This is a genomic window from Flavobacterium sp. OHVDL-2026-0007, assembly GCF_059882335.1.
In genome coordinates, this window is sequence record NZ_CM187612.1 from 1,299,278 (window position 1) to 1,321,425 (window position 22,148).

At 37.0% G+C, this 22,148-nt stretch carries 20 protein-coding genes and 1 pseudogene; 12 read left to right on the forward strand and 9 right to left on the reverse strand.

Going from position 1 to position 22,148, the window contains the following annotated elements:
- Positions 1–48 precede the first annotated feature (48 nt).
- Positions 49–543, forward strand: coding sequence for a hypothetical protein (locus AC51AA_RS05015; RefSeq protein ID WP_500704636.1), 495 nt, complete (start codon positions 49–51; stop codon positions 541–543).
- Positions 544–620: 77 nt separating this feature from the next.
- Here AC51AA_RS05015 and AC51AA_RS05020 read toward each other — a convergent pair whose 3' ends face one another.
- Positions 621–803, reverse strand: coding sequence for a hypothetical protein (locus AC51AA_RS05020; RefSeq protein ID WP_500704637.1), 183 nt, complete (start codon positions 801–803; stop codon positions 621–623).
- Between the two features lie 220 nt (positions 804–1,023).
- Between AC51AA_RS05020 and AC51AA_RS05025 the strand changes: the two genes are divergently transcribed.
- Positions 1,024–1,437 carry a VOC family protein gene (locus AC51AA_RS05025; protein ID WP_500704638.1) on the forward strand — a complete coding sequence of 138 codons (414 nt, stop codon included), beginning with the start codon at positions 1,024–1,026 and terminating at the stop codon, positions 1,435–1,437.
- A 148-nt stretch (positions 1,438–1,585) separates the two neighbouring features.
- On the opposite strand, the gene AC51AA_RS05030 is transcribed toward AC51AA_RS05025, so the two are convergent.
- The 5 genes and pseudogenes from AC51AA_RS05030 to AC51AA_RS05050 all read right to left on the reverse strand — a co-directional run bounded on the left by AC51AA_RS05030 (position 1,586) and on the right by AC51AA_RS05050 (position 10,063).
- The gene (locus AC51AA_RS05030; protein WP_500704639.1) at positions 1,586–4,537 is read right to left on the reverse strand and encodes an FAD-binding and (Fe-S)-binding domain-containing protein; all 2,952 of its coding nucleotides are present in this window, start codon (positions 4,535–4,537) and stop codon (positions 1,586–1,588) included.
- 162 nt (positions 4,538–4,699) lie between these two features.
- Positions 4,700–6,997, reverse strand: coding sequence for an aminotransferase class III-fold pyridoxal phosphate-dependent enzyme (locus tag AC51AA_RS05035; protein ID WP_500704640.1), 2,298 nt, complete (start codon positions 6,995–6,997; stop codon positions 4,700–4,702).
- Positions 6,998–7,233: 236 nt separating this feature from the next.
- Positions 7,234–7,509, reverse strand: a pseudogene (locus AC51AA_RS05040) (beta-galactosidase trimerization domain-containing protein); the annotation flags it as partial.
- 105 nt (positions 7,510–7,614) lie between these two features.
- A complete protein-coding gene (gene amaB, locus AC51AA_RS05045) occupies positions 7,615–9,168 on the reverse strand; it encodes an L-piperidine-6-carboxylate dehydrogenase (RefSeq protein WP_500704641.1) in 1,554 nt (517 codons plus the stop codon).
- A gap of 82 nt (positions 9,169–9,250) precedes the next feature.
- Positions 9,251–10,063, reverse strand: coding sequence for a DUF1338 domain-containing protein (locus AC51AA_RS05050; protein ID WP_500704642.1), 813 nt, complete (start codon positions 10,061–10,063; stop codon positions 9,251–9,253).
- Positions 10,064–10,260: 197 nt separating this feature from the next.
- Between AC51AA_RS05050 and AC51AA_RS05055 the strand changes: the two genes are divergently transcribed.
- Positions 10,261–10,722, forward strand: coding sequence for an Lrp/AsnC family transcriptional regulator (locus AC51AA_RS05055; protein ID WP_500704643.1), 462 nt, complete (start codon positions 10,261–10,263; stop codon positions 10,720–10,722).
- Positions 10,723–11,073: 351 nt separating this feature from the next.
- On the forward strand, positions 11,074–11,535 hold the full coding sequence (locus AC51AA_RS05060; protein ID WP_500704644.1) for a DUF1810 domain-containing protein: 462 nt from the start codon (positions 11,074–11,076) through the stop codon (positions 11,533–11,535).
- A 179-nt stretch (positions 11,536–11,714) separates the two neighbouring features.
- Here the strand turns inward: AC51AA_RS05060 and metQ are convergent, their stop codons facing one another.
- The 3 genes from metQ to metN are packed head-to-tail and all read right to left on the reverse strand — an operon-like array spanning position 11,715 to position 14,242.
- Positions 11,715–12,533, reverse strand: coding sequence for a methionine ABC transporter substrate-binding lipoprotein MetQ (gene metQ, locus AC51AA_RS05065; protein ID WP_500704645.1), 819 nt, complete (start codon positions 12,531–12,533; stop codon positions 11,715–11,717).
- Positions 12,534–12,564: 31 nt separating this feature from the next.
- Positions 12,565–13,218, reverse strand: coding sequence for a methionine ABC transporter permease MetI (gene metI, locus AC51AA_RS05070; protein WP_500704646.1), 654 nt, complete (start codon positions 13,216–13,218; stop codon positions 12,565–12,567).
- Positions 13,211–14,242 (reverse strand): methionine ABC transporter ATP-binding protein MetN, encoded by a 1,032-nt coding sequence (metN, locus tag AC51AA_RS05075; RefSeq protein ID WP_500704647.1) that lies wholly within the window; start codon positions 14,240–14,242, stop codon positions 13,211–13,213. Before metN ends, metI begins: the two co-directional genes overlap by 8 nt.
- A gap of 1,064 nt (positions 14,243–15,306) precedes the next feature.
- Between metN and AC51AA_RS05080 the strand changes: the two genes are divergently transcribed.
- From AC51AA_RS05080 to AC51AA_RS05115, 8 genes are all read left to right on the forward strand, one after another.
- Positions 15,307–15,756, forward strand: coding sequence for a NanQ anomerase/TabA/YiaL family protein (locus AC51AA_RS05080; protein WP_500704648.1), 450 nt, complete (start codon positions 15,307–15,309; stop codon positions 15,754–15,756).
- Positions 15,757–15,759: 3 nt separating this feature from the next.
- The gene (locus AC51AA_RS05085) at positions 15,760–16,440 is read left to right on the forward strand and encodes a bifunctional 4-hydroxy-2-oxoglutarate aldolase/2-dehydro-3-deoxy-phosphogluconate aldolase (RefSeq protein WP_500704649.1); all 681 of its coding nucleotides are present in this window, start codon (positions 15,760–15,762) and stop codon (positions 16,438–16,440) included.
- Between the two features lie 295 nt (positions 16,441–16,735).
- Positions 16,736–19,084: a mechanosensitive ion channel family protein gene (locus tag AC51AA_RS05090; protein ID WP_500704650.1), complete on the forward strand. Its 2,349-nt coding sequence runs from the start codon at positions 16,736–16,738 to the stop codon at positions 19,082–19,084.
- A 196-nt stretch (positions 19,085–19,280) separates the two neighbouring features.
- The gene (locus AC51AA_RS05095) at positions 19,281–19,637 is read left to right on the forward strand and encodes a hypothetical protein (protein WP_500704651.1); all 357 of its coding nucleotides are present in this window, start codon (positions 19,281–19,283) and stop codon (positions 19,635–19,637) included.
- Positions 19,638–19,789: 152 nt separating this feature from the next.
- Entirely contained in the window at positions 19,790–20,152 is a 363-nt protein-coding gene (locus AC51AA_RS05100) for a heavy-metal-associated domain-containing protein (protein ID WP_500704652.1), read from the forward strand.
- Positions 20,153–20,179: 27 nt separating this feature from the next.
- The gene (locus tag AC51AA_RS05105; protein ID WP_500704653.1) at positions 20,180–20,668 is read left to right on the forward strand and encodes a TlpA family protein disulfide reductase; all 489 of its coding nucleotides are present in this window, start codon (positions 20,180–20,182) and stop codon (positions 20,666–20,668) included.
- 1 nt (position 20,669) lies between these two features.
- Complete coding sequence (locus AC51AA_RS05110) at positions 20,670–21,197, forward strand: heavy-metal-associated domain-containing protein (protein WP_500704654.1); 528 nt, start codon at positions 20,670–20,672, stop codon at positions 21,195–21,197.
- 1 nt (position 21,198) lies between these two features.
- On the forward strand, positions 21,199–22,005 hold the full coding sequence (locus AC51AA_RS05115; RefSeq protein ID WP_500704655.1) for a hypothetical protein: 807 nt from the start codon (positions 21,199–21,201) through the stop codon (positions 22,003–22,005).
- Positions 22,006–22,148: the final 143 nt, after the last annotated feature.

Sequence of the window (22,148 nt, forward strand, 5' to 3'; positions counted from 1 at the left end):
GGTTTTTGTCTTTACCTTTAAGATATTAATCTAAAACAATTTTAAATCATGAAAACACTAAAGTATTTAATTATAGGAATCGCTTTTATTTCAATGAGTTCTTTACAAGCTCAAGTGTCCGTTAATGTTAACATTGGAACCCCTCCAGCATGGGGTCCTTCAGGATATGCAGATGCGCGTTACTATTATTTGCCTGATCTAGAAATGTACTATGATGTTAATACTTCTTTTTACATTTATCTTAACCAAGGAAGATGGCTCAGAACAAGAACTTTACCACGAAATTATAGAAACTATGATCTCTATAACGGATATAAAGTAGTACTTACTGACTATAGAGGAGATAGACCTTATGACAATTATAAAACCCATAAAGTAAAATATGGTAAAGGCTATAAAGGAAAACCTCAACATAGTATTGGTCATAAACCCGGTAAAGGAAATAACAAAGATTATGGAAATAATGGAAATGGCCGTGGAAACAATGGAAATGGCCATGGAAATAACGGAAATGGAAAAGGTCATGGAAATGGTAAACATTAAATTATAGACCAAAAAAAAAGACAGTCAGGAAAATTTTCTGACTGTCTTTTTTTTATTTAGCCTCCACTGAGGATAACTTATCTTTTTTTCTGCTGACCTGGTGCATAGGCTTTTGCACTCTTACTTCCAGACATCTTTTTTGCTTGTCCAGGAGGCAATTTTCTGCCATGTGAAGACGAAGTATGCACGCTGCAACTTACCATAAATAATGTTAACAATACCGTGATCAATAGGTGTTTGATAAATCCGACAGTTTTCATAGTGTTTTTATTTTTTTTCAAAGTTACATTTTTTGTCATTGGTTTATACAATGACTTCTTATTTTAATAAAACCGTCTTTCTCCTTCAATAAAATCTAAACTTGAACAACTATTTTACCCTCAAATAGCATCTTTACTACTAATGAATACCACATAAAAATAGATAAAATTCCTAACTTAGTGTCATCCTAATTACGCAACAATTATAAAAAAACAGCATATGGAAGATTCAAAAAATCAAGTAGACTCATCTGACAAAACGCCAAAAGTTACTGGAATTGGTGGTATTTTTTTCTTTACGGACAATCCCAAGGACAGCAGAGAATGGTATGCTAAAAACTTAGGACTTGAAATCAACGACTGGGGTTCTACTTTTGAATCCAGAAACATTAGCGATCCTCAGGAGATCAATGCACTCCAATGGAGTCCCTTCAAAAAAGGAGATGCGTATTTTTCTCCATCAAAAAAAGAGTTCATGATTAATTACAGAGTTCAGAATATGGAAGGTCTTGTTCTTCAACTCAAAGAAAATGGTGTAACCATACTCGATGATATTGTCACTTATGACTATGGGAAGTTTGTACATATAATGGATGCAGATGACAATAAAATAGAACTTTGGGAACCTCGTTAATACACTAGGTGTTACAATCTAAAAAAATAAACGTACCTTTTATAAGCCGAAAACCTTTCGTTTTCGGCTTACTTTTTTATTTTTCTATTGATCGGTCCTTATAAAGATTAAATTTTAATAAGATACTTATTGCTCTACCCACCTCAATCTATTTTAGTGCAGCATACAATATCTCTACAGGATGTTGTGCCTTTCGTCCTGTACCGTCAGCAATTTGATGCCTACAGCTTGTACCAGATGCAGAAATTAAAGTAGCTTGCTCCTCCAAGCGGATAGTAGGAAACAAAACTAATTCTCCTATTTTCATCGAAATCTCATAATGCTCTTTTTCATAACCGAAAGAACCGGCCATACCACAGCAACCACTCGGAATGTTCAACACTGTATAATTCCTAGGCAAGGTCAAAATTTTCTTTAGAGGTACCAATGAAGATAAGGCTTTCTGAAAACAATGTCCATGCATCCTTACTCGCTCTACCTCATCCGTAAAACTATCTGAAGAAATTCTTCCTTGCTCGAGTTCTTTGGCTAAAAACTCTTCGATCAAAAAGGTTCTAGTAGCCCATGTTTTGGCTTTGGTTTTTAAGTCTCCACGACACAAATCAGGATACTCATCCCGAAAAGTCAAGATCGCAGAAGGTTCTATGCCAATCAAAATACCATCCGTCGGTAGGGCCTTCTCAAAATCCAAAACATTTTGTTCGGCAATTTCACGGGCCTCTTTTAACATCCCTTTCGAAAGATAAGTCCTGCCACTGATACCGATAGTAGGAACCTCAACTTGATATCCCAATCGATTCAAAAGCTTAACAGTCTTCTGCCCTATTTCAACATCATAGTAGTTGAGAAACTCATCATTATACAGATATACTGTACCATTTACAAAATCTCCTTTTTGCATGTACTTTTTGATCCAATTCCCAAAAGTAATGCTATGCATTAGAGGTAAGGTTCGCTCTGTAGCAAAACCTGTTGCTTTTTTAATCATAATGCCTACTATTCCTTTAGTAGAGAGATTATACATCCAAGGAATATTACTGAAAAACTGATTTATTTTAGGTGTATTTCCAATTAATCTAGATCGCATTTTGACCCCATGCTTATCGTGATATTGCTGTAGAGTCTCCGCTTTTAATTTGGCCATGTCCACATTGGATGGACACTCCGATTTACAGCCTTTACAACTCAAACACAAATCAAGCACGTCTAGTAGCGCCTCATCATCGAATTTGTTTTCTTTGGTGGATTGGGTAATGGTTTCTCTGAGCATATTGGCTCTAGCGCGAGTGGTATGTTTTTCATCACGAGTAGCCATATAACTTGGACACATCGTACCTCCACTTTTTTCTGTTTTTCTACAATCCCCTGACCCGTTACACATTTCCGCAGCACGCAAAATTCCATTGTGCTCTGAAAAATCAAAATAGGTTTCTGGCATGGGTGTGTCCTGACCTGGCGTATATCTCAAACTACTGTCCATCGGAGGTGTATTGACAATCTTACCCGGATTAAAAACACCCCAAGGGTCCCAAACCTGTTTGATTTGCTGGAACAGCTCGTAGATCTCTTGACCCAACATCAGCGGAATAAACTCCCCTCTAAGTCTTCCGTCTCCATGTTCACCACTTAAAGAACCTTTGTATTTTTTGACCAAATGCGCTATATCCGTGGCTATGGTTCTAAAGATTTCCGTTCCTTCTTTTGTTTTTAAATCAATTATAGGACGCAGATGAAGCTCTCCTGTTGCCGCATGCGCATAATGTACACAGTTTAAGTTGCGCTCCTTTAGAATAGCATTAAAATCTTCAATAAAATCTGGCAAATCATGTACGTCTACCGCCGTATCTTCAATAACAGCTACGGCTTTGGCATCTCCTGGAATATTGGACAATAAGCCCAATCCTGCCTTCCTAAGGGTCCACACTTTGTTGGTATCGTCTCCGTAGACTATAGGGAAATGATAGCCCAGATTTTTAGAACGCATCAAAACTTCCATCTCTTTCGCAATAATATCTATTTCTTCTTGAGAGTCTCTTAAAAATTCCACCGCTAAAATAGCCTGAGGGTCTCCTTTTACAAAAAAGCGATTCTGGCTTTGTTCTCTGTTTTCTTTGGTACATTCCAGTATATAATGATCGATTAACTCTACACTATCGGGTTGGAATTTTAAAGCCTCTATATTGGCTTTCAAGGAGTCATTAATACTATCAAAATGCACACAAACTAAAGCTGAATAAGGTTTTAAAGCATCCACCAAATTCAATTTAATGGCCGTCGAAAAGAATAAAGTTCCTTCGGAACCAGCAATTAATTTACAAAAATTGAATTTTTCAGTGCTAGCTTCAAAGGGCAACGTATTGGCTAATAGATCCAATGCATAACCCGTATTTCTTCTAGGAATTGATTTTTTTGGAAAATTATTCTCGAATAAACCTCTGTTGGTCTGTGAAGACAAGATAGCTTTGGCTTGCACATACACCGCTTGCTCTAGTGGACTCACTACATTAATCCCCTTGCATTTATCTTCAAATTCAGCATTGGTTAAAGCGCCAAAACTCACTTCATTTCCATCGGCTAAAAAGCCTTTGATCTCCAATAAATGTTCTCGTGTAGAACCATAAATAACCGATCTGGCCCCACAGGCATTGTTCCCTACCATACCCCCAATCATACAACGGTTGCTGGTAGAGGTTTCTGGACCAAAAAATAATTGGTAGTCTTTTAAATGAAGATTCAATTCATCTCGAATGACTCCTGGTTCTACCCAAGCCGATTTAGTCGCTGGATCTACCGAAATAATTTTAGTAAAATCCTGTGAAATATCCACAATAATCCCGTTACCCACCACTTGACCTGCAAGTGAGGTTCCTGCTGCACGAGGGATTACGCTACTTTTATTCTCTCTTGCAAACGCAATTATTTTTTGAATATCTTCCTTTGTTTTGGGGATCGCCACAGCTAAGGGCATCTCCTTATAAGCACTGGCATCTGTTGCGTAAAGCAAACGCATGGTATGATCATAAAATAATTTACCTTCTAATTGCTTTTCTAAACCTTCAAGATCAATAGTACTCTTGGAAAGCATATGATTATCACTCATGTTAATACGGTATTATAGACCATGCTATTTCCTTTTATTACAAAAATAAAAGGATCAGCAAGCAAAAATAGTTTTCGTTTGTTATGGTATTGGTTAGGCCTTGTGCATAAAAGTCTTCCGCCCCTTTTGAGGCAGAAGCTTTTTATTTTTCAAGCTCAGTGGTTACAGTTCGCTTAAGGCGATATCCAATAGTCGCACCATTTCATCTGCATTTTGTTTGTTGAAGGTCATCGGTGGTTTTATCTTTAATACATTATGCAACGGGCCGTCTGTACTTAATAAGTAACCTTTTGCTTTTAATTTTTCCACTACACTATCGATCTCAGCAACGGCAGGCTCCATGGTTATTCTGTCTTTTACCATCTCGGCACCTATGAATAATCCATGTCCACGGACATCACTAATAATAGGGTACTTTGCCATTAAACCTTTAAGTCCTTTGATTAAATGATTTCCAACCTCTAAGGCATGTTGTTGCATTTCTTCGTCTTGGATCACCTCTAAAACGGTCAATCCCGTAGTCATCGAAACGGGATTACCTCCAAAGGTGTTAAAGTATTCCATTCCATTATTGAACGCATTGGCAATTTCCTCAGTGACGATTACCGCGGCTAAGGGATGGCCATTACCAATTGGTTTTCCTAACACCACTATATCCGGAACTACATTTTGCAATTCAAAACCCCAAAAATGCTCTCCTATTCTTCCAAATCCTACTTGCACCTCATCGGCTATACAAACACCTCCGGCAGCTCTAACATAGTCGTAAGCCGTTTTTAAATATTGTTCTGGAAGTGGAATTTGACCGCCTACACCCAATAAGGTTTCGCAGATAAATACAGCAGGCGCTTTATCTTCCTTTTTTAAATCTTCAATAATACGCTGTACATCTGCAGCATATTTCTTTCCTGCATCAGCATCTCCATATTGATAAGGACCTCGGTACAAATCGGGATTAATTGCTTTATGTATCCAAGGCATTTTACCAAAACCACCTTTGGAGTCAAATTTATACGGACTCATTTCCATGGCCACGGTTGAAGTTCCGTGATAGGCATGATCCAATACAATAATATCTTTTTGCTTGGTAAAATGACGACTCATCCTGATGGCTAAATCATTAGCTTCACTACCTGAATTCACAAAATAACAAACGCTTAATGAAGCAGGCAAAGTTGCCGTTAGTTTGGCTGCATATTGGGTTATGGCATCATTTAAATATCGAGTATTGGTATTTAAAGTAGCAATCTGTTTTTGCATTTTACGGACCACTACTGGATGGCAGTGTCCTACATGCGAAGGGTTATTGACACAATCGACAAAGGTTCTTCCTTTATCATCGTATAAGTATTGTAAAGCTCCTTTGACAATTTTCAATTTGTCTTTGTAGCCAATACTCAAATTTCGACCAATTTTCTGTTGACGAATTTCCAATAAATCGCTATAGTCATCATCATTAATTACGCCCTCAAAACCACAAGCTCGTCTAAAGGCATCTTGTGCCTTGATTGGGTTAATCTCAATTAATTGATACAACAAATCCCAAGCAGGTTTTTCTGTAATAAAATGATGTTCGTTGTTACTCTCTAGTGAAGCATTGTACGCCGATTGCGTAACGCTGATGCAAAGTCTTGCTGCAATTAAATAGTATAACAAATCAACTTCCTGTTGGGTTAGCGCATAGGCCTGATGATAACCTTCCACTAGGGTTGCGGCAACAGTTAAGGGATCTTTCTCATCAAGCATGGCATAGGTACAAGCTATGGCTAAATTATTGATCAGAGCTGTATATACCATATCCCCAAAATCTATTAAACCACTCACTTGATTGCCTTGTACCAATACATTATAATCATTAGCATCGTTATGAATATAAGCATGACGAAGTCGGTGGAGTTCTGGTGCTACTTCAGTGTCAAACTGTAACAGAAAGTAACCAGCCATACGTCTTTTCTCATGATTGAGGATGTGCTTTACGTTATCACTTGCCTCATTAGCGCGGCTAATATCCCACGTATAAGAACGGTGCATGGCCGGATGAGCAAAATCTTTTAATGCCTTATCCATCTCTCCTAAAAAAGAGCCCAAATTATGTTGTAATTCAGCCGTTTTTCCTTTTACCTCTGCCCAAAAAGTACCCTCTAGAAAATTGAGAATTCGGATGTAATACGTTTGATCATCCCCTACAATTTTAGTTAATTCCTCTCCTTGTTTGTTGACACTGAAGTGCTGAAAACAATCTGAAATACTACTTTTCGTAAGTTCTTTTATGATATTAACCTGCGCCTCTAAAAAAGGAAACGGATGACTTTCGTTCGAGACTTTTAGAATGTATTTTTCGTCTTTAACATTCGATAAAAGGAAATTCAATTCATCATATCCATTTAATGCTTTTACGGTTACTTTTAATCCGTAATGTTCTTTTACTAAGTCTTGAATTGTTGCTTCTGAAAAAGTCATTATTATCCTTATTTAATATATATTCTTTTATTTTTTTATTTCCAAATTACGGCCTGTGCTGGCTGCAGAGGATTTTATCCCACGAGTATTTTACTTCACTGGGGAATCGGCAGATTTATGGCTTCATTGGTATAATTTACCCCTACATAAAAACCATCACGCCATTCTATAAAGACACTCTTTGGCAAATCTTCAATGGCCCCTTTTGCTAGAGCATAGACCTTACGCACTATTTCTCACTCTAAGGTTCCATCATTACTTTCCACTCCTAAATAGGTAATGGTTCCTTTATCTAATTGTCTTGTAACAGCAGTAGCTTTGCCTTTATAAAACTCATCATCAAAAGTAGCTAAAACTTCGGTTCCCTTTTTTGCAATTAAAACATCTACCCAAGTATTCCATTTGTAACTACTTGCTCCTGTCTTAATGGCTCCATTGACATCCGAAACGAGCATAACAAAAAAGTCAACATCGGCACCAATTAAAGGTACAATTGGAGCACTCCATTTGGCTTCAAAAAAACAACCTTTTTTTCTTTTTTTTTAACGCAATCATTGACTCCCTAAGTCCTAACTATTTTTAATCCAGCATCTGGTTTAGATGCTGGATTCTTTGGTCTACAAATCGAATTTTATTCCTTGTGCCAAAGGCAAGCTAGTGGTATAATTAATGGTATTGGTTTGTCTGCGCATATATACTTTCCAAGCATCCGAACCTGACTCTCTTCCTCCACCTGTTTCTTTTTCGCCTCCAAAAGCGCCTCCAATTTCGGCTCCTGATGTTCCAATATTGACATTGGCAATACCACAGTCCGAACCAACTACAGATAAAAACAATTCTGCCTCTCTTAAATTATTGGTCATAATAGCGGAAGACAAACCTTGACCTACTCCATTTTGAACGGCAATGGCCTGCTCCACAGTTCCGGAATATTTCAACAAGTACAATACTGGGGCAAAAGTTTCGTGTTGTACGATCTTAAAGCTATTGTCCGCTTCGGCAATGGCTGGTTTAACATAACAACCGCTTTGGTATCCTTCACCAGTAAGTACACCGCCTTCAACGATCACTTTTCCACCTTCGGCTACTACTTTGATCAAAGCCTCTTCATATAGGGCAACGGCCTGTTGATCGATAAGTGGCCCTACGTGATTCTTTTCATCTAATGGATTTCCGATACGCAATTGTTTATAAGCGGACACTAAGGCCTCTTTAACGGTATCGTAAATACTTTCGTGAATAATCAAACGACGTGTAGAGGTACACCTTTGTCCAGCAGTTCCTACTGCGCCAAAAACAGCACCAATAACGGTCATTTTGATATCGGCATCCGGGGTTACTATAATGGCATTGTTTCCTCCTAATTCCAATAGGGACCTGCCTAAACGGCCTGCCACTACTTGTGCAACGATTTTTCCCATACGGGTAGAACCTGTTGCAGAAATCAACGGCACACGTTGATCATTGGTCAGGAGTTGACCTATAGTATAATCTCCGTTGATTAAACAAGAGATTCCTTCTGGAAGATTGTTTTCTTGGATGACCTGAGCTACGATATTTTGACAAGCTATCGCACAAAGGGGTGTTTTCTCAGAGGGTTTCCAAACGCAAACATCTCCACAAATCCAAGCTAAAGCGGTATTCCAAGCCCAAACGGCTACTGGGAAATTGAATGCCGAGATAATCCCCACCACTCCTAAAGAATGGTATTGCTCATACATACGATGTCCAGGGCGTTCCGAATGCATGGTCAAGCCGTGCAATTGACGAGAAAGTCCTACGGCAAAGTCACAGATGTCAATCATTTCTTGTACTTCTCCGTAACCTTCTTGTAATGATTTCCCCATCTCGTACGAAACCAACTTCCCTAAAGCTTCTTTGTTTTTACGCAACTTATCGCCAAATTGGCGCACGATTTCGCCACGTTGTGGGGCTGGCATCAGTCTGAAAGTTTGAAAAGCAGCGGTAGCTGCTTGCATTACTTTTTCATAATCTGCTGCGGTTGAAGTTTTCACTTTGGCAATTAATTGCCCATCTACAGGAGAATAACTTTCTAGGATTTCTCCGTTTGAAAAATGATGTACTCCTGTTGAAGTTCCTTCATTTGTTTCTTGTATACCTAATTGACTTAAGGCTTCCTCTATTCCGAAATCTAATTCTATTGTTGTCATAGTGACCTATTTTTATATGTTATGCTCCCTTTTATCTAAAAGTCAGTTTAGATAAAAGAGAGTTATTCTTTACTATGGATACCTATAAATTTTGCAATTTTACATCTGTGCTTTCAAAGATCTTGTCTGCAGATGAAGCGACAAACCCTTGGTACAATTCTCCATTGGCCATCGGATAACGAAGAGCAAATTCATAATAACATGATGGAATCTCTACAGTTCCCTCTTCAAAATCGATCGCATACAAATCAGCCAAGGTGCTCGATTGCTCTAATAACTGCTCCGGAGTTCCCTTAATTTTTCCTCCCGATGCGTTGAGTTTCCATCCGCTATCTTCTAAGAAAGTGTTCAATTGTTCTAAGGTGTCAAATTCTTTTAAAGCGTTGGTATTGATCGTGAAGTGATTGGCTCTAAAACCATAGACATACATCCAAGCAGCATATTCTGATTCGTTTAATAAGGCTGTATAGATCGCTTGAGAATTGGCTTTCCAAACAGACCCACTCAAAACCAACTCAGAATCATTAAATATATTTTGATCACAACTGTCTAAGATATTCTTTACTGTTTCTTGCAATGCAGTGGAGCATTTTTCCAATTCCAATTCAGAGATAAAAATTCTTGGCGCATCTTTGTCAGTGGTATGTTCGTAATGTCTAGCAAATAATTTTTTAGTTTCAAAATCGTATTCGCCTCTTGCCTGATACCCTACATTTAAAAATGGTTTTTCCAATACTTCAATGTTGACACGTTTATCATTAAAAGTTCGAATTGCAATATGATCGTTTTGTATCACTTCGCCTCTCTCTTCTAATAATTCATGAATTTTTTTTGCAGATGGAGTAATATCGGCATATTGCTCCCATAATTTCATAAGTAACTGATTCTTATCCATTTTCAAACATATTTAATAATGTGATTATGACACAAAAATATACATAAAGGTGTTATTATAACATTGATTACACACGTTTATTTACAATTAGACAGATGTAAGTATTTTTTCTGTATTTTTGACACTATCAAACCATGTTTTCGCATTAGAATTGTCAAAATTGTAGAATCAGTTCCTAAACCTTAGTTCTTCCCACTATGAAAAACAATGTAAACACCGATTATTTAGATAAAGAAATCATCCGAAAACTCAGTGAGAACGGGAGAATACCCTTTTCTGATTTAGCCAAAGAATTAAACATCTCCAATTCCTTGGTACACCTTAGAGTTCGAAAATTACAAGAAGCCGGAATCATCACGGGATTTTCCGTAAAACTAAACGCCAAACAAATTGGTTTTGAAACCATTACCTATACAGGAATTGTCACTAAAGAGGCTCGTTTTTCTTATTCCATAGCGGAGAAACTCAAAGAAATTCCGGAAGTAATCGAATGCCATTGGGTTTCTGGAAAATATGCTTTGTTTATCAAAATTGTTTCTTTTAACAATGAAGAACTTCGCAAAATATTATACGAACAAATACATCAAATTGAAGGGGTAGGAAGTACGGATTCTTTTTTCTCTTTTGGTTCTGCTTTCGAGAAGAATCTTCCGGTCTAATCCTATTAGACTCCATTATGCATGCCACTTGCTATCCAGTCCAAAAGAATTCATAAAATGTGAATTAAAACTTATTATTGTACAAAAAGTGAAATTACAAAATTTCCTAATAATACAATTGACACTTTCAAAACAGAATAAGCTTGCCATTATTTAACATAGATATTATAGCTTAGTACGCTATCGTTTGCGCCCAAATTATGAGCTGGCTACTGTCCTTTTTTTATCAAAAATATAGTAGTAAAATCCTTCTCTAAAAAGTTAAAATTCTCATCCTAGGATTCTTTCATTTGGATACACCCTTCTTTTTTAGTACTTTTGCAACCCTTTTCCAATAAATACAATCCATAAATGGCTTATTCAAACAATGACTTAATGCGCTTCTTAGATGCGCAAAATAAACTTTATCTTACTGCTTTTTCCGAAATTAAAAAAGGAAAAAAAGAAACGCATTGGATGTGGTTTATCTTTCCTCAATTAAAAGGATTAGGCACCAGTGATACAGCTAATTTTTATGCTATTGCCAACATTCAAGAAGCAGTTGATTTTTTGGAACATCCTATTTTAGGAAAACATCTAATTGAAATTTCAGAGTTGTTATTGACCTTTAAGAGAAAATCTGCTGAGGCTATACTAGGAGATTTAGATGCGCGAAAATTACGCTCATCGATGACCCTGTTTTTTCTGGCAGGAAGTTCTAATCCTGTATTTCAAGACGTATTAGAGGCCTTTTTCAATGGTGAAATGGATCCATTTACTTTGTCTATTATTAATTCAACTATAAGTAAGCCAGTTGAACAAACGATTATTTAATCTTGTAGAAACTTCATTCGGTTTATTTTTTTTTTAAGACACTATTTTATTCTCCTGAGAATTAATAGTGTCTTTTTTTTTAGATTTGAAAAACGCAAACAAACAACAATTAATAAAAAAAGCGTTAAATCATTGACTTAACGCTTTTTTAAACGATCCAAGGGATCAATGGATTTTAACTACCAACCTTTTACAGCACCACCTTTGAATTCACGAAGGGCTGCTTGTTCAACTTCGGCAGACTGGAAAGCTTTTAAAAACTGTTTTACTTTTTCTTCGTTTTTATTATCTGGACGACTTACAATAAGGTTCACATAAGGCGAGTCTTTGTCCTCTACAAACAAGGCGTCTCTTGAAGGCACTAAACCTGCTTGTGAAGCAAAAGTATTATTGATAATGGCAATAGTCACATTTTGATCGTCTAATGCTCTAGGCAACTGTGGCGCTTCCAATTCTAAGATTTTAAGATTTTTTGGATTGCCTGTAATGTCCGTTACTTTTGGTAACAAACCTACTCCTGCACGCAGTGTCAACAAACCATTCTTCTCTAAAAGCAATAAAGAACGCCCCCCGTTAGTGGGATCATTTGGAATAATGATGGTGCTTTCATTTTTAAGCTCCGAAAGTTTTTTGATCTTTTTCGAATAGCCTGCAATAGGATAAATAAAGGTTTTACCAATAATCTCTAACTGGTAGCCACGTTGTTTGGACTGCTCATCCAAATAAGGTTTGTGTTGAAAAGCGTTTACATCAATATCACCTTGACTCAAAGCTTCATTGGGAATAACGTAGTCGTTGAAAGAAACCAGCTCTACTTCAAGACCGTACTTCTCTTTGGCTACTTTTTGAGCGGCTTGTGCCACTACATATTCTGGACCTGTCGCCACACCTACTTTGATGTGATGGGGGTCATTATTTTTACTCTTGCCGCAATTCACCAACGTCAAGGTCAAGGCTATAATTCCGGCTGTTTTTAAAAAATTTATTTTCGTATTCATCTCTGCTCTATTTAATAATCAATTGTAAAATTTATCTGTGGTCAAATCGCTTGGATAAGGCGTCTCCAAAGAACTGGATCAAAAACACCAAAATCACCAACAACACCAGTACTGCGTTCATCGTCATGGCATCGTAGCCAATGTATCCGTATTGATAACCTACTTGTCCTAAACCACCTGCTCCAACGGCACCACCCATGGCAGAATAGCCCACTAGGGTAATCAATGTGATCGAAGCCGCATTAATTAGTGAGGGTAAGGCTTCTGGCAGCAACACCTTATATACAATTTGAAAAGGAGTAGCTCCCAAGGCTCTTGCCGCTTCTATCAGTCCAGAAGGTAATCCCAAAAGACTGTTCTCTACTAGTCTGGCGATAAAAGGAGCAGCTCCAATGCTCAAGGGCACTAAGGCAGCACTAACCCCTATAGAAGTACCTACTAGGGCACGCGTAAAGGGAATCATCCAAACAATTAAGATAATAAATGGAATAGAACGGAAAACATTCACCAAAACTGATAAGGTTCTGTTTACTGCCGCTTGTTCTAAAATTTGATTTTTTCGGGTAAGAAAAAGTAAAATACCGGTAGGAAGTCCTAGTACAAAACCAAAAAATCCTGACACAAAGGTCATTACTATGGTTTCCCAAGTACCCTTTAATAACAATTCAATAATGGAATCAGACATAACCTATGATTTCTGTTTTAATATGTTTAGAAATAAAATATTGGATAGCGGCTTGGTAATTTTCAGGTTTACCAGATAACTCGATCAGCATCACTCCGAAATTAACCTCCCCAGCTTGATCCATCTGCGCGCTCACAATTTTGAAGTCTGTATCAAACAATCTCGAAACTTCAGAGATTACTGGTTCGTTTACCGATTTCCCCGTCATTTCCAATCGTAACAATGGATGTAAACCTTCTGCGTCTTCTTTTTGCAGTCTTTCTTGATACACCCTAGGAATATCCAAATGCAAAGAGGAGGAGATAAACTCCTTAGTAAGCTCGTGTTTAGGGTCGGCAAAAATCTCTCCTACACTACCCTGCTCTATTAATTTTCCATGACTGATTACCGCCACTTCATCGCAAATCGATTTCACTACTTCCATTTGGTGCGTGATCAACAAAATGGTGATATTCAGACGACGGTTAATATCTTTCAATAGATTTAAAATCGATCGAGTGGTTGCTGGATCTAGCGCACTTGTCGCCTCATCACATAAAAGTACCTTTGGATTATTGGCCAAAGTTCGGGCAATAGCCACTCTTTGTTTTTGTCCACCTGAAAGACTCGCTGGATAGTCGTTGGCTTTTTCTTCCAGACCAACTAACTGCAACAATTCTAAAACGCGTTGTCTTACTGCCTCTTTTGAAGTGCCCACCAATTCCAAAGGAAAAGCGACATTTTCAAAAACGGTACGAGAGGAAAGCAAATTGAAATGCTGAAAAATCATTCCGATCTGCCTTCTCTCAATAGCCAATTGTGCATGGGATAATTCCATCAGGGATTTTCCATCCACTATAATAGCTCCAGAGCTCGGTTTTTCTAAGAGATTCACACAACGAATCAGTGTGCTTTTTCCAGCACCTGAAGTTCCAATTACACCAAAAATTTTCCCTGGTGGCACTTTAAGCGAAACATCAGCTAAAGCGGTAACAATCCGGTTTTTCTGGTGAAACGTTTTGGTAACATTTTTTAATTCAATCATTTTGTTCTTCAAATTAAGCGCGTAAATCGATCGCTACATTTTTTTATCAATTGCCTTCACGCTACTATTTAACACTTTGAAATCTTTATACCCTTAAGTAGATCCAACCTCAAATAAAAAAAGCCTCTCAAGTAATTATGAAAGGCTTTAGAAATAAATACTATTATTTTTATAGACAAGCCAGTCCATTACATTGCATCATAACTGAGCAACACATATTCATGTTGAAGTGATAAAGAATGATATACTGGTTATTATTTTTCATTGCTGCGGCAAATTTAAAGAGATAATTTGAATTTAAATACAAAATAGTAAACTTTTTTAACCCTATCAAGATAATAGACTAATTAGAAAAAGACAATACACTATTTCTTGCCCTGCACAAAAGACGATTTAAATGTCCACAAAATACAAACAAGAGATTCAAAATTGCCCCACTAATATCCAAAACTAAAATAATTTTAGTAATTAATTCTAAAGGATTCATTGCCTTTTTATAATGACCTATCATCTCAATCAATACTTTGAGCTATTTTGAAATTCAACAATACTCTTTTTAACTCTAGTACACCATGGGCTTCTGTAACCGTTACCAAGGGGAAACACTGTAAGAAACAAACCTAAAACACTATTATCAAAGCTGTTACACAACCTTAAAAATTAAAAAAAATCAAAAGAGGCCCTTTTCTCTGTACGCCATTCACTACTTCCTTTGAAGTTACGAGCAATAGAAACCTCTCTATAGACAAAAAGCCGACCGTTCCACCCCCTTTAAAACTACAATTCTAACGATCATCAATCCTCTTGACAATACACTTTTTATAAAATATTAATTATAATTTAAATCAGTTGTTTATATCTCCTCATTTCAAGCAAAAGTTTAATCTTATTTTACACTTTTTTATTTCTAACATCACCTCCACATCCCTGTTTATTAAAGTTCTAATAAATAGCGATCCATCACTGTTTATTAAATTTTGAAAAAAAAATAAATATTCGTTTCACCATAAGGGGATTAACACTAAATTTATTCTACAACAATACCTTCATATAAAACCCAAAAGATGATTATAGATTCCTTACACAATGCTGCAAAATATTACCCTTTGCATCCTAATTTCAAAAAAGCTTTTGACTATATCAGTCAAAATGATATCAACCTTCTTGACGAAGGCGCTTTTGAAATAGCTGAGGGAATAAAAATAATTGTCATTGTCGGAGAAGGAACCAGTAAAGAAGAAAGCATAAAAAACTTTGAATGTCACGATCAAAATATTGACATACAAATTTCTATAAAGGGACCGGAAACCTTTGCATGGAAACCTAGAGAAAAATGCAACCAGCCAAACGGAACCTATAGTGAACAGCGAGACGTACGCTTTTTTCACGACCAACCTGATCTGTATTTCCAACTACAGGAACAACAGTTCGCCATATTATTTCCTGAAGATGTACACTCGGCTATGATTAGCAAAGGCATCCTAAAAAAAATCGTTATTAAAATAAAAATATAAACTATGAGCACCATCCAAGATTCAATCGATGTTATCACCAAACAAGGCGTTCTTCCATTGTACTTCACCACCGATGAACGTATTAGCGTAGAAATCCTGCGTACCTTATACCGCGCTGGAATTAGAGCAGTAGAATATACCAACAGAGGCTCTGAAGCCCTACCCAACTTCAAGCAGATGGTCAGTGTCAGAGATGCAGAAATGCCAGGCATGTTATTGGGTATTGGCACTATAAAAACCAGAACACAAACCGAAGCCTTTCATAACATTGGAGCCGATTTTTTCATTAGTCCGGGTTTTGTTCCTGAAGTTTGGGATTTCCTAAAAAACAAGGCCACTTTATATGCTCCGGGTTGCATGACCCCAACCGAAATTATAGCCGCTGAAAATGCCGGTGTTAAATTCATTAAACTTTTCCCGGGAAACATCTTAGGTCCAACCTTTTTAAATAGTATTAAAGATATTTTTCCAGCACTCATTTTTATGACCACTGGCGGAGTAGATACCACTCATGCCAACATTCAGAGCTGGTACGCCGCTGGAGCAGCCGTAGTGGGATTAGGAAGTCAACTCATTAGTAAAAAGCGAATGAAAGAGGAGGATTATGGCGTCTTGGAGCATGAAACCAAAAAAGTACTACAAATCATTCAGACCATCAGAAACAATCGCGAAGCCTACGCTTAATTCCGTATCGAACCAATAGAAAAATTGCTCTTCAAGGCACCCAAGCTGTGTATTGAGGAGCAACTTTACTACTTTATTAACCCAACGAAGTATCTTTATCAAAAAGTGTCTCTACTCTAAAGCAGTAGCCTTAAGCTATACATCTTTAACACGACTCCTTTCCTACCCCATCTCTAGTCCTACTCAACCTTAGAAGGGTTCTGATTCTCTTTAACAATTAATTATCGTACATCCCATAGTTAAAAGCTGTGGTAAAACATTTAATTTTGTCTCCACTAAATGTATATACGTAATTATGATTCAAAAAAGAAGCTCCATTGGTTTATTAACCCTACTCTGTTTGTTGTTTTTAAACCTACGCACCTCTGCTCAAACCAGTACTTCAAAAACTGAAAATCGCGCAAAGCTTTTTGACACCACCACTACAGACAGTGACTATTTGATCGCTATTGAAAAAGCTGGTGAAGTCATGGAATCTGCTTACAATGACGTTGTATTTGAAGCACCTACCTATCATTTGTTTGGCGAAATAAAAAGAACTCAAGACAAATTGGATCATATTTTGACTAGTTTAAAAGGAGCCAATCCAAATGTACGCAACCAGCAAATGTACTCCACGGTATTAAAAGAAATCCAACAGGAGTTGGACCAACAAAATCTAGCAGTGGATCTGCGCAACGATAAACTAGAGAAAATCAAGCAGCGGTTTTTGGACTTGCGCAAAGACAAAACTTTAATGACGCTTTTAAAAGATACTATTCGTAGAAAGCTCTTTAAAAATGAATTTGCTAATCTTAAGAAAAAATACATCAGTACCGATAGTCTGATGACCAAAAATCAAGGAATTCTCAATACGAAGAAAAGACAAACCGTACGACAAAAAATCGCTGTATCTAATGCTCTGGTCACCGTAGAAAATAGACTAGAAAAATCGGGCATCAGTATACTCAAAAAAGAATATCCTTTTTTATGGAGCACTAACGATACCCTACCTAAAAAAGATACCGCACAAAATATCTCAACAAAAGTTGCCATTGAACAAAGTATAGCTTCCTATTATTTGAGTTATCGCGCTGGAGGTTTGATTACTTTGACGCTTTTGATGGCTTTACTGGCTTGGTACATCTCACGCAATGTTAAATACCTAAAAAACAGCGGACAAGCAGCTAATCTTTCACTATTCAATTTTAACTACCTCAATAAAGGCGTCATCCTTCCTGTTGTAGTCATTGCACTTAATATCAGCATAGTTAGCAATGTATATGCGCCTGCCTTGTTTATAGAAATTCTTCAATTGCTACTCTTGGGCGTATTAAGCATATTGTTTAAAAAACAATGGTCTGCTAAATCCATGCAAAACTGGTGGTTTCTTTTGGGCTTATTTTTTGCACTTTGTTTCTTGGACTCGTTTATCACCGTAGGACTCGTTCAACGTACTGTTTTAATTGCCATTAACCTCCTAGGTATCCGTTATGGTATGGTTCAAATTAACACCATAAAAGATCAACTTTATATTAAAGGCTTCTTCAAATGGGTCACCATTATTTTTGTCGGCTTAAATGTTTTGGCCGTTCTTTTCAATATATTCGGACGTGTATCCCTGGCCAATATGCTTAGCTTAACCGCTTTTATTTCGCTTACTCAATTCATTGCTCTTAGTGTCCTTTTAAAAATAGCACTAGAAATTGTACTGCTACAGATCTATACCACCCGAATCAAACATGGCATTGAAAAGATCTTTGATTATGAAAATCTCTCCAATACTCTAAAAAGACCCTTTATCCTGCTTATTAGTTATATGTGGTTGGTGGTGATTGCCTCGAATTTGAACATCTGGGAATCCTTACGTGCTTCACTGGCTACCCTACTAAATCATCCAATAAATATTGGTAGCATCACCTTTACCTTGAGCAATATCGTATTGTTTTTTCTTATCGTGTGGATTGCCCATCTCTTGCAAAAATATGTGGCCTACTTTTTTGGAGAAATTGACGATGAAAACGAAGAAAATGTCAATAAAAGACAGCATTCCAAATTACTCATTACCCGTCTTGTAGTCTTAATTGCCGGCTATCTTTTAGCCGTAGCTGCATCGGGCATGCCTTTAGACAAACTAAGCATCCTATTAGGAGCCTTAGGTGTGGGTGTTGGACTTGGACTTCAAAACATAGTGAACAACTTTGTATCGGGTATTATTTTAATCTTTGACAAACCCATTCAAATTGGGGATGTTATTGACATTAGTTCGGAATCAGGTCGTGTCAAATCAATGGGGCTACGTACCACCAAAATAAATGCTCCTAACGGCGCGGAAATCATTATTCCCAACGGTAATTTACTTTCTCAGAACATTACCAATTGGACCTATACCGACAATTTTAAACTAGTGGAAATTGCCATCGAAATCAGCGGAGCCATCACTCCAGAGGATATTAACGACCTTATTAACGAATCACTGGCTAGTATTTCCTTGGTGAACCATGCTAAAACTTCGCAGATCTATTATAGTGCCATCTCTGACGGAAAATACAAACTGCTGATCAAATTCTGGTGCAGCATCTATCGCACAGAAGAAACCATTAGCACAGCGCGTCAAGTATTGTTTACCAACTTCAAAAACAAAGGATTAACTTTTTCAACCTAAATTCAAAAGGCTCCTTTAAAATCATACAAAACCTCTAAAAAATTACTTTTTTTGGAGGTTTTCTTTTGTGAAACACTCTCAACAAAACACCTCTTAAAACGTGTCAAAATCACCCCCTTGTTAGAGACCTTACGAAAAGATTTACAAAAAAATTAACAACCGAAATCCCCAATAAAAAGTATATTTGTCCTCAACTATGACAAAAAAATGCTACATATTGCTACTGCTAATCTTTGGTTTCCTACTGGGACCAAGCTTTACGTATGCACATGGAGCAAAAAAAGAAATGTCATGTTGTGCAAAACCCTCTACAACAAAGGACTGTTGCAAGAAAAAAGAAGCCAGTAAAAAAGCGCACGATTGCGACAATAGTTGTACTGGTAGCTCTTGTGGTTGCCCAGCTGCTTATTGTAGTTTTACTGCGGTAGTTTCTTTCGAAACTACAAACAATGCGCTTTTTACCTTTGTAGAAAGAGCACAAAATTTCCATTATTCAGAAATCTTTATTTCTTCAGGTTTCCGTTCTATCTGGCTTCCACCTAAAATAAGCTAGATTCCTTTACTGACAGCCATAAGTCTGTCTTATTCAAAGCCCTTTTAGGCTTTACATCAAAACATTTTTACATTCTATTGCATCAGATATATCCTTATGGGCTATAGTTACTGTTTTGCTTTAGATCTAATTCATCTACAAAAAAACATACAATGAACTCAATAAAACAATTATTGATGGTAATGACTTTATTACTATCAGTTACTTTCGCTAGTGCTCAAATCAAAAATAAAACGACAGAAACAGTAAAAATCAATGGCAACTGCGGCATGTGTAAAAAAGTGATTGAAACAGCAGCAAACGTTGACAAAGAAGCCAAAGTAGTTTGGAATTCCACTACCAAAATGGCCACTATCACTTACGATACTAAGAAAACGACTTTAGATACCATCCTAAAACGTGTGGCCAATGCAGGATATGATAATCCTAAATTCACGGCTCCAACAGCTGTTTATACTGAATTACATGGTTGTTGTCAATACGACAGAGAGGCCAACGATAACAAAAAAGAGTAATCTTTAGTATTCATTAAAAAAAACAGCATGTTTAAAATAAAACAGTTCATTGCCTTATTTACTTTTATCGCGACTGTTGCTACAGCCAGTGCACAAATCAAAGTAGGTGATCGCCTCCCAGAGGTTCAACTTCAGAACAATAAAAATGTTAGCGTAGCCTTAAATTCTTTCAAAGGAAAGACTGTATTAGTAGACTTTTGGGCCTCTTGGTGTGGTCCATGCCGACTAGCCAATAAGGGATTGGTCAAAATGTACGAACAATACAAGGGTCAAAATTTTGAAATCGTAGGTATATCCATTGATAACGATAAAACAAAATGGCTAAAAGCCATCGATAAAGATAAAATGAAGCACACGCAATTAATCGATCCAAAAGGTTTTGATGCTAAAACAGCACTTAGCTTTGGAGTGGATGCCTTACCTTCTACCTTTCTTTTTGATGCCTCAGGAAAACTAATTGCCATCAACCCAAGCGAAGCACAAATTATTGCTCAAATCAAAAAAAACAAAAAATAAAATGAAAACTCTATCTATAAAATTCATCGCGGCTGCATTTTTACTTGTAGCCACTAGTATCAACTCCTTTGCTCAAACCACTAAAGTAGAGATCATGGCCACTGGCCTGACTTGCTCTATGTGTTCTAATGCCATCAACAAACAACTAAAATCTTTTACTCAGGTCGATAGCATCGGTACAGATTTGAATACCAATACCTTTACGGTTTACTTTAAAAAAGACCAATCACTATCTCCTAAAGTATTAAAAACTGCTGTAGAAAAAGCAGGTTTCTTTGTTGGATCTATGGTAATAACAGCTAAATTTCATACACCTGTAATTGAAGACAATACAACAGTGAAAATTGAAGACGCAACGTATAACTTCATTGATATTAAAAAACCTGTACATCATGTAGAGGCAAAATACAGAGTTTTGGATAAAGGTTTTGTAACTCAAAAAGAATACAAAAAACTTTTAAAAGCCTATGCCAAATACCCTGCCTACGCAACAGAAAATGATAATGATTACTACTTAAAAACAATCTAAGATGAAATATGTATCACTGGTTTTTCTCTTGTTGTTTTCCTTTGAAGTAGAAGCACAAGAATTATTTGTAGTGACCGAACCCGCTAGTAATGCTCCAGCGGGTTCTATCGGAGTTCGTGTGGGGCAATCCCTGATGAAAAACGAACTAGAAAGTGGTTCTATGTATAACTTGACCCCAGAAGTTACTTGGGGAATAAATAAAAATTTAATGGTCCGTAGTTCTGCTTTTCTAAGTAATCAAGAAAATGGACTAGGACTTAAAGGTGGAGGTGTTTATGCCAAATACCGTTTCCTTTCTGTGGATGATTTACAAAGTCATTTTAGAATGGCAGCCTTTGGTCGCTATAGTTATAACAACTCCCTGATCAAACAAGAAGCCATCGATTTAATGAGTGGCAATTCGGGTTATGAACTTGGTGTAGTAGCCACTCAACTAATCCATAAAGTAGCGATCAGTTCTTCGGTAAGTTATGCCCGAGCACTCAACAATGATGACTATCATTTTCCAGACCTATTGGGGCAGAACGCGGTGAACTATACCTTCTCTGTGGGTAAATTAATGTATCCTAAAAAGTATACCAGCTTTAAACAAACCAACATTAATGCCATGCTGGAATTCACGGGACAGACCATAACGGAAAACGGAAAATCATATTTAGATGTCGTGCCTTCGATTCAGTTCATTATCAACTCTCAAGCAAGAATTGACCTGGCTTACAAAAAAGAATTGTACAGCTCCCTAGACCGTATGGCTACAGATGGTGTTTTCTTAAAACTGGAATACACTTTTTTTAATGTGACCAAATAAACTACTCCACTGCGATTTTTATTTAGAGCTTCAATACTACAGGCTGAAGTGACTGTTTCGATGGTAAAACACCATGGAAACAGTTACTATAGTCAACTGTGTAATAGTGTAACTCAAAAATCAATTGCTCATCAGAACCGATG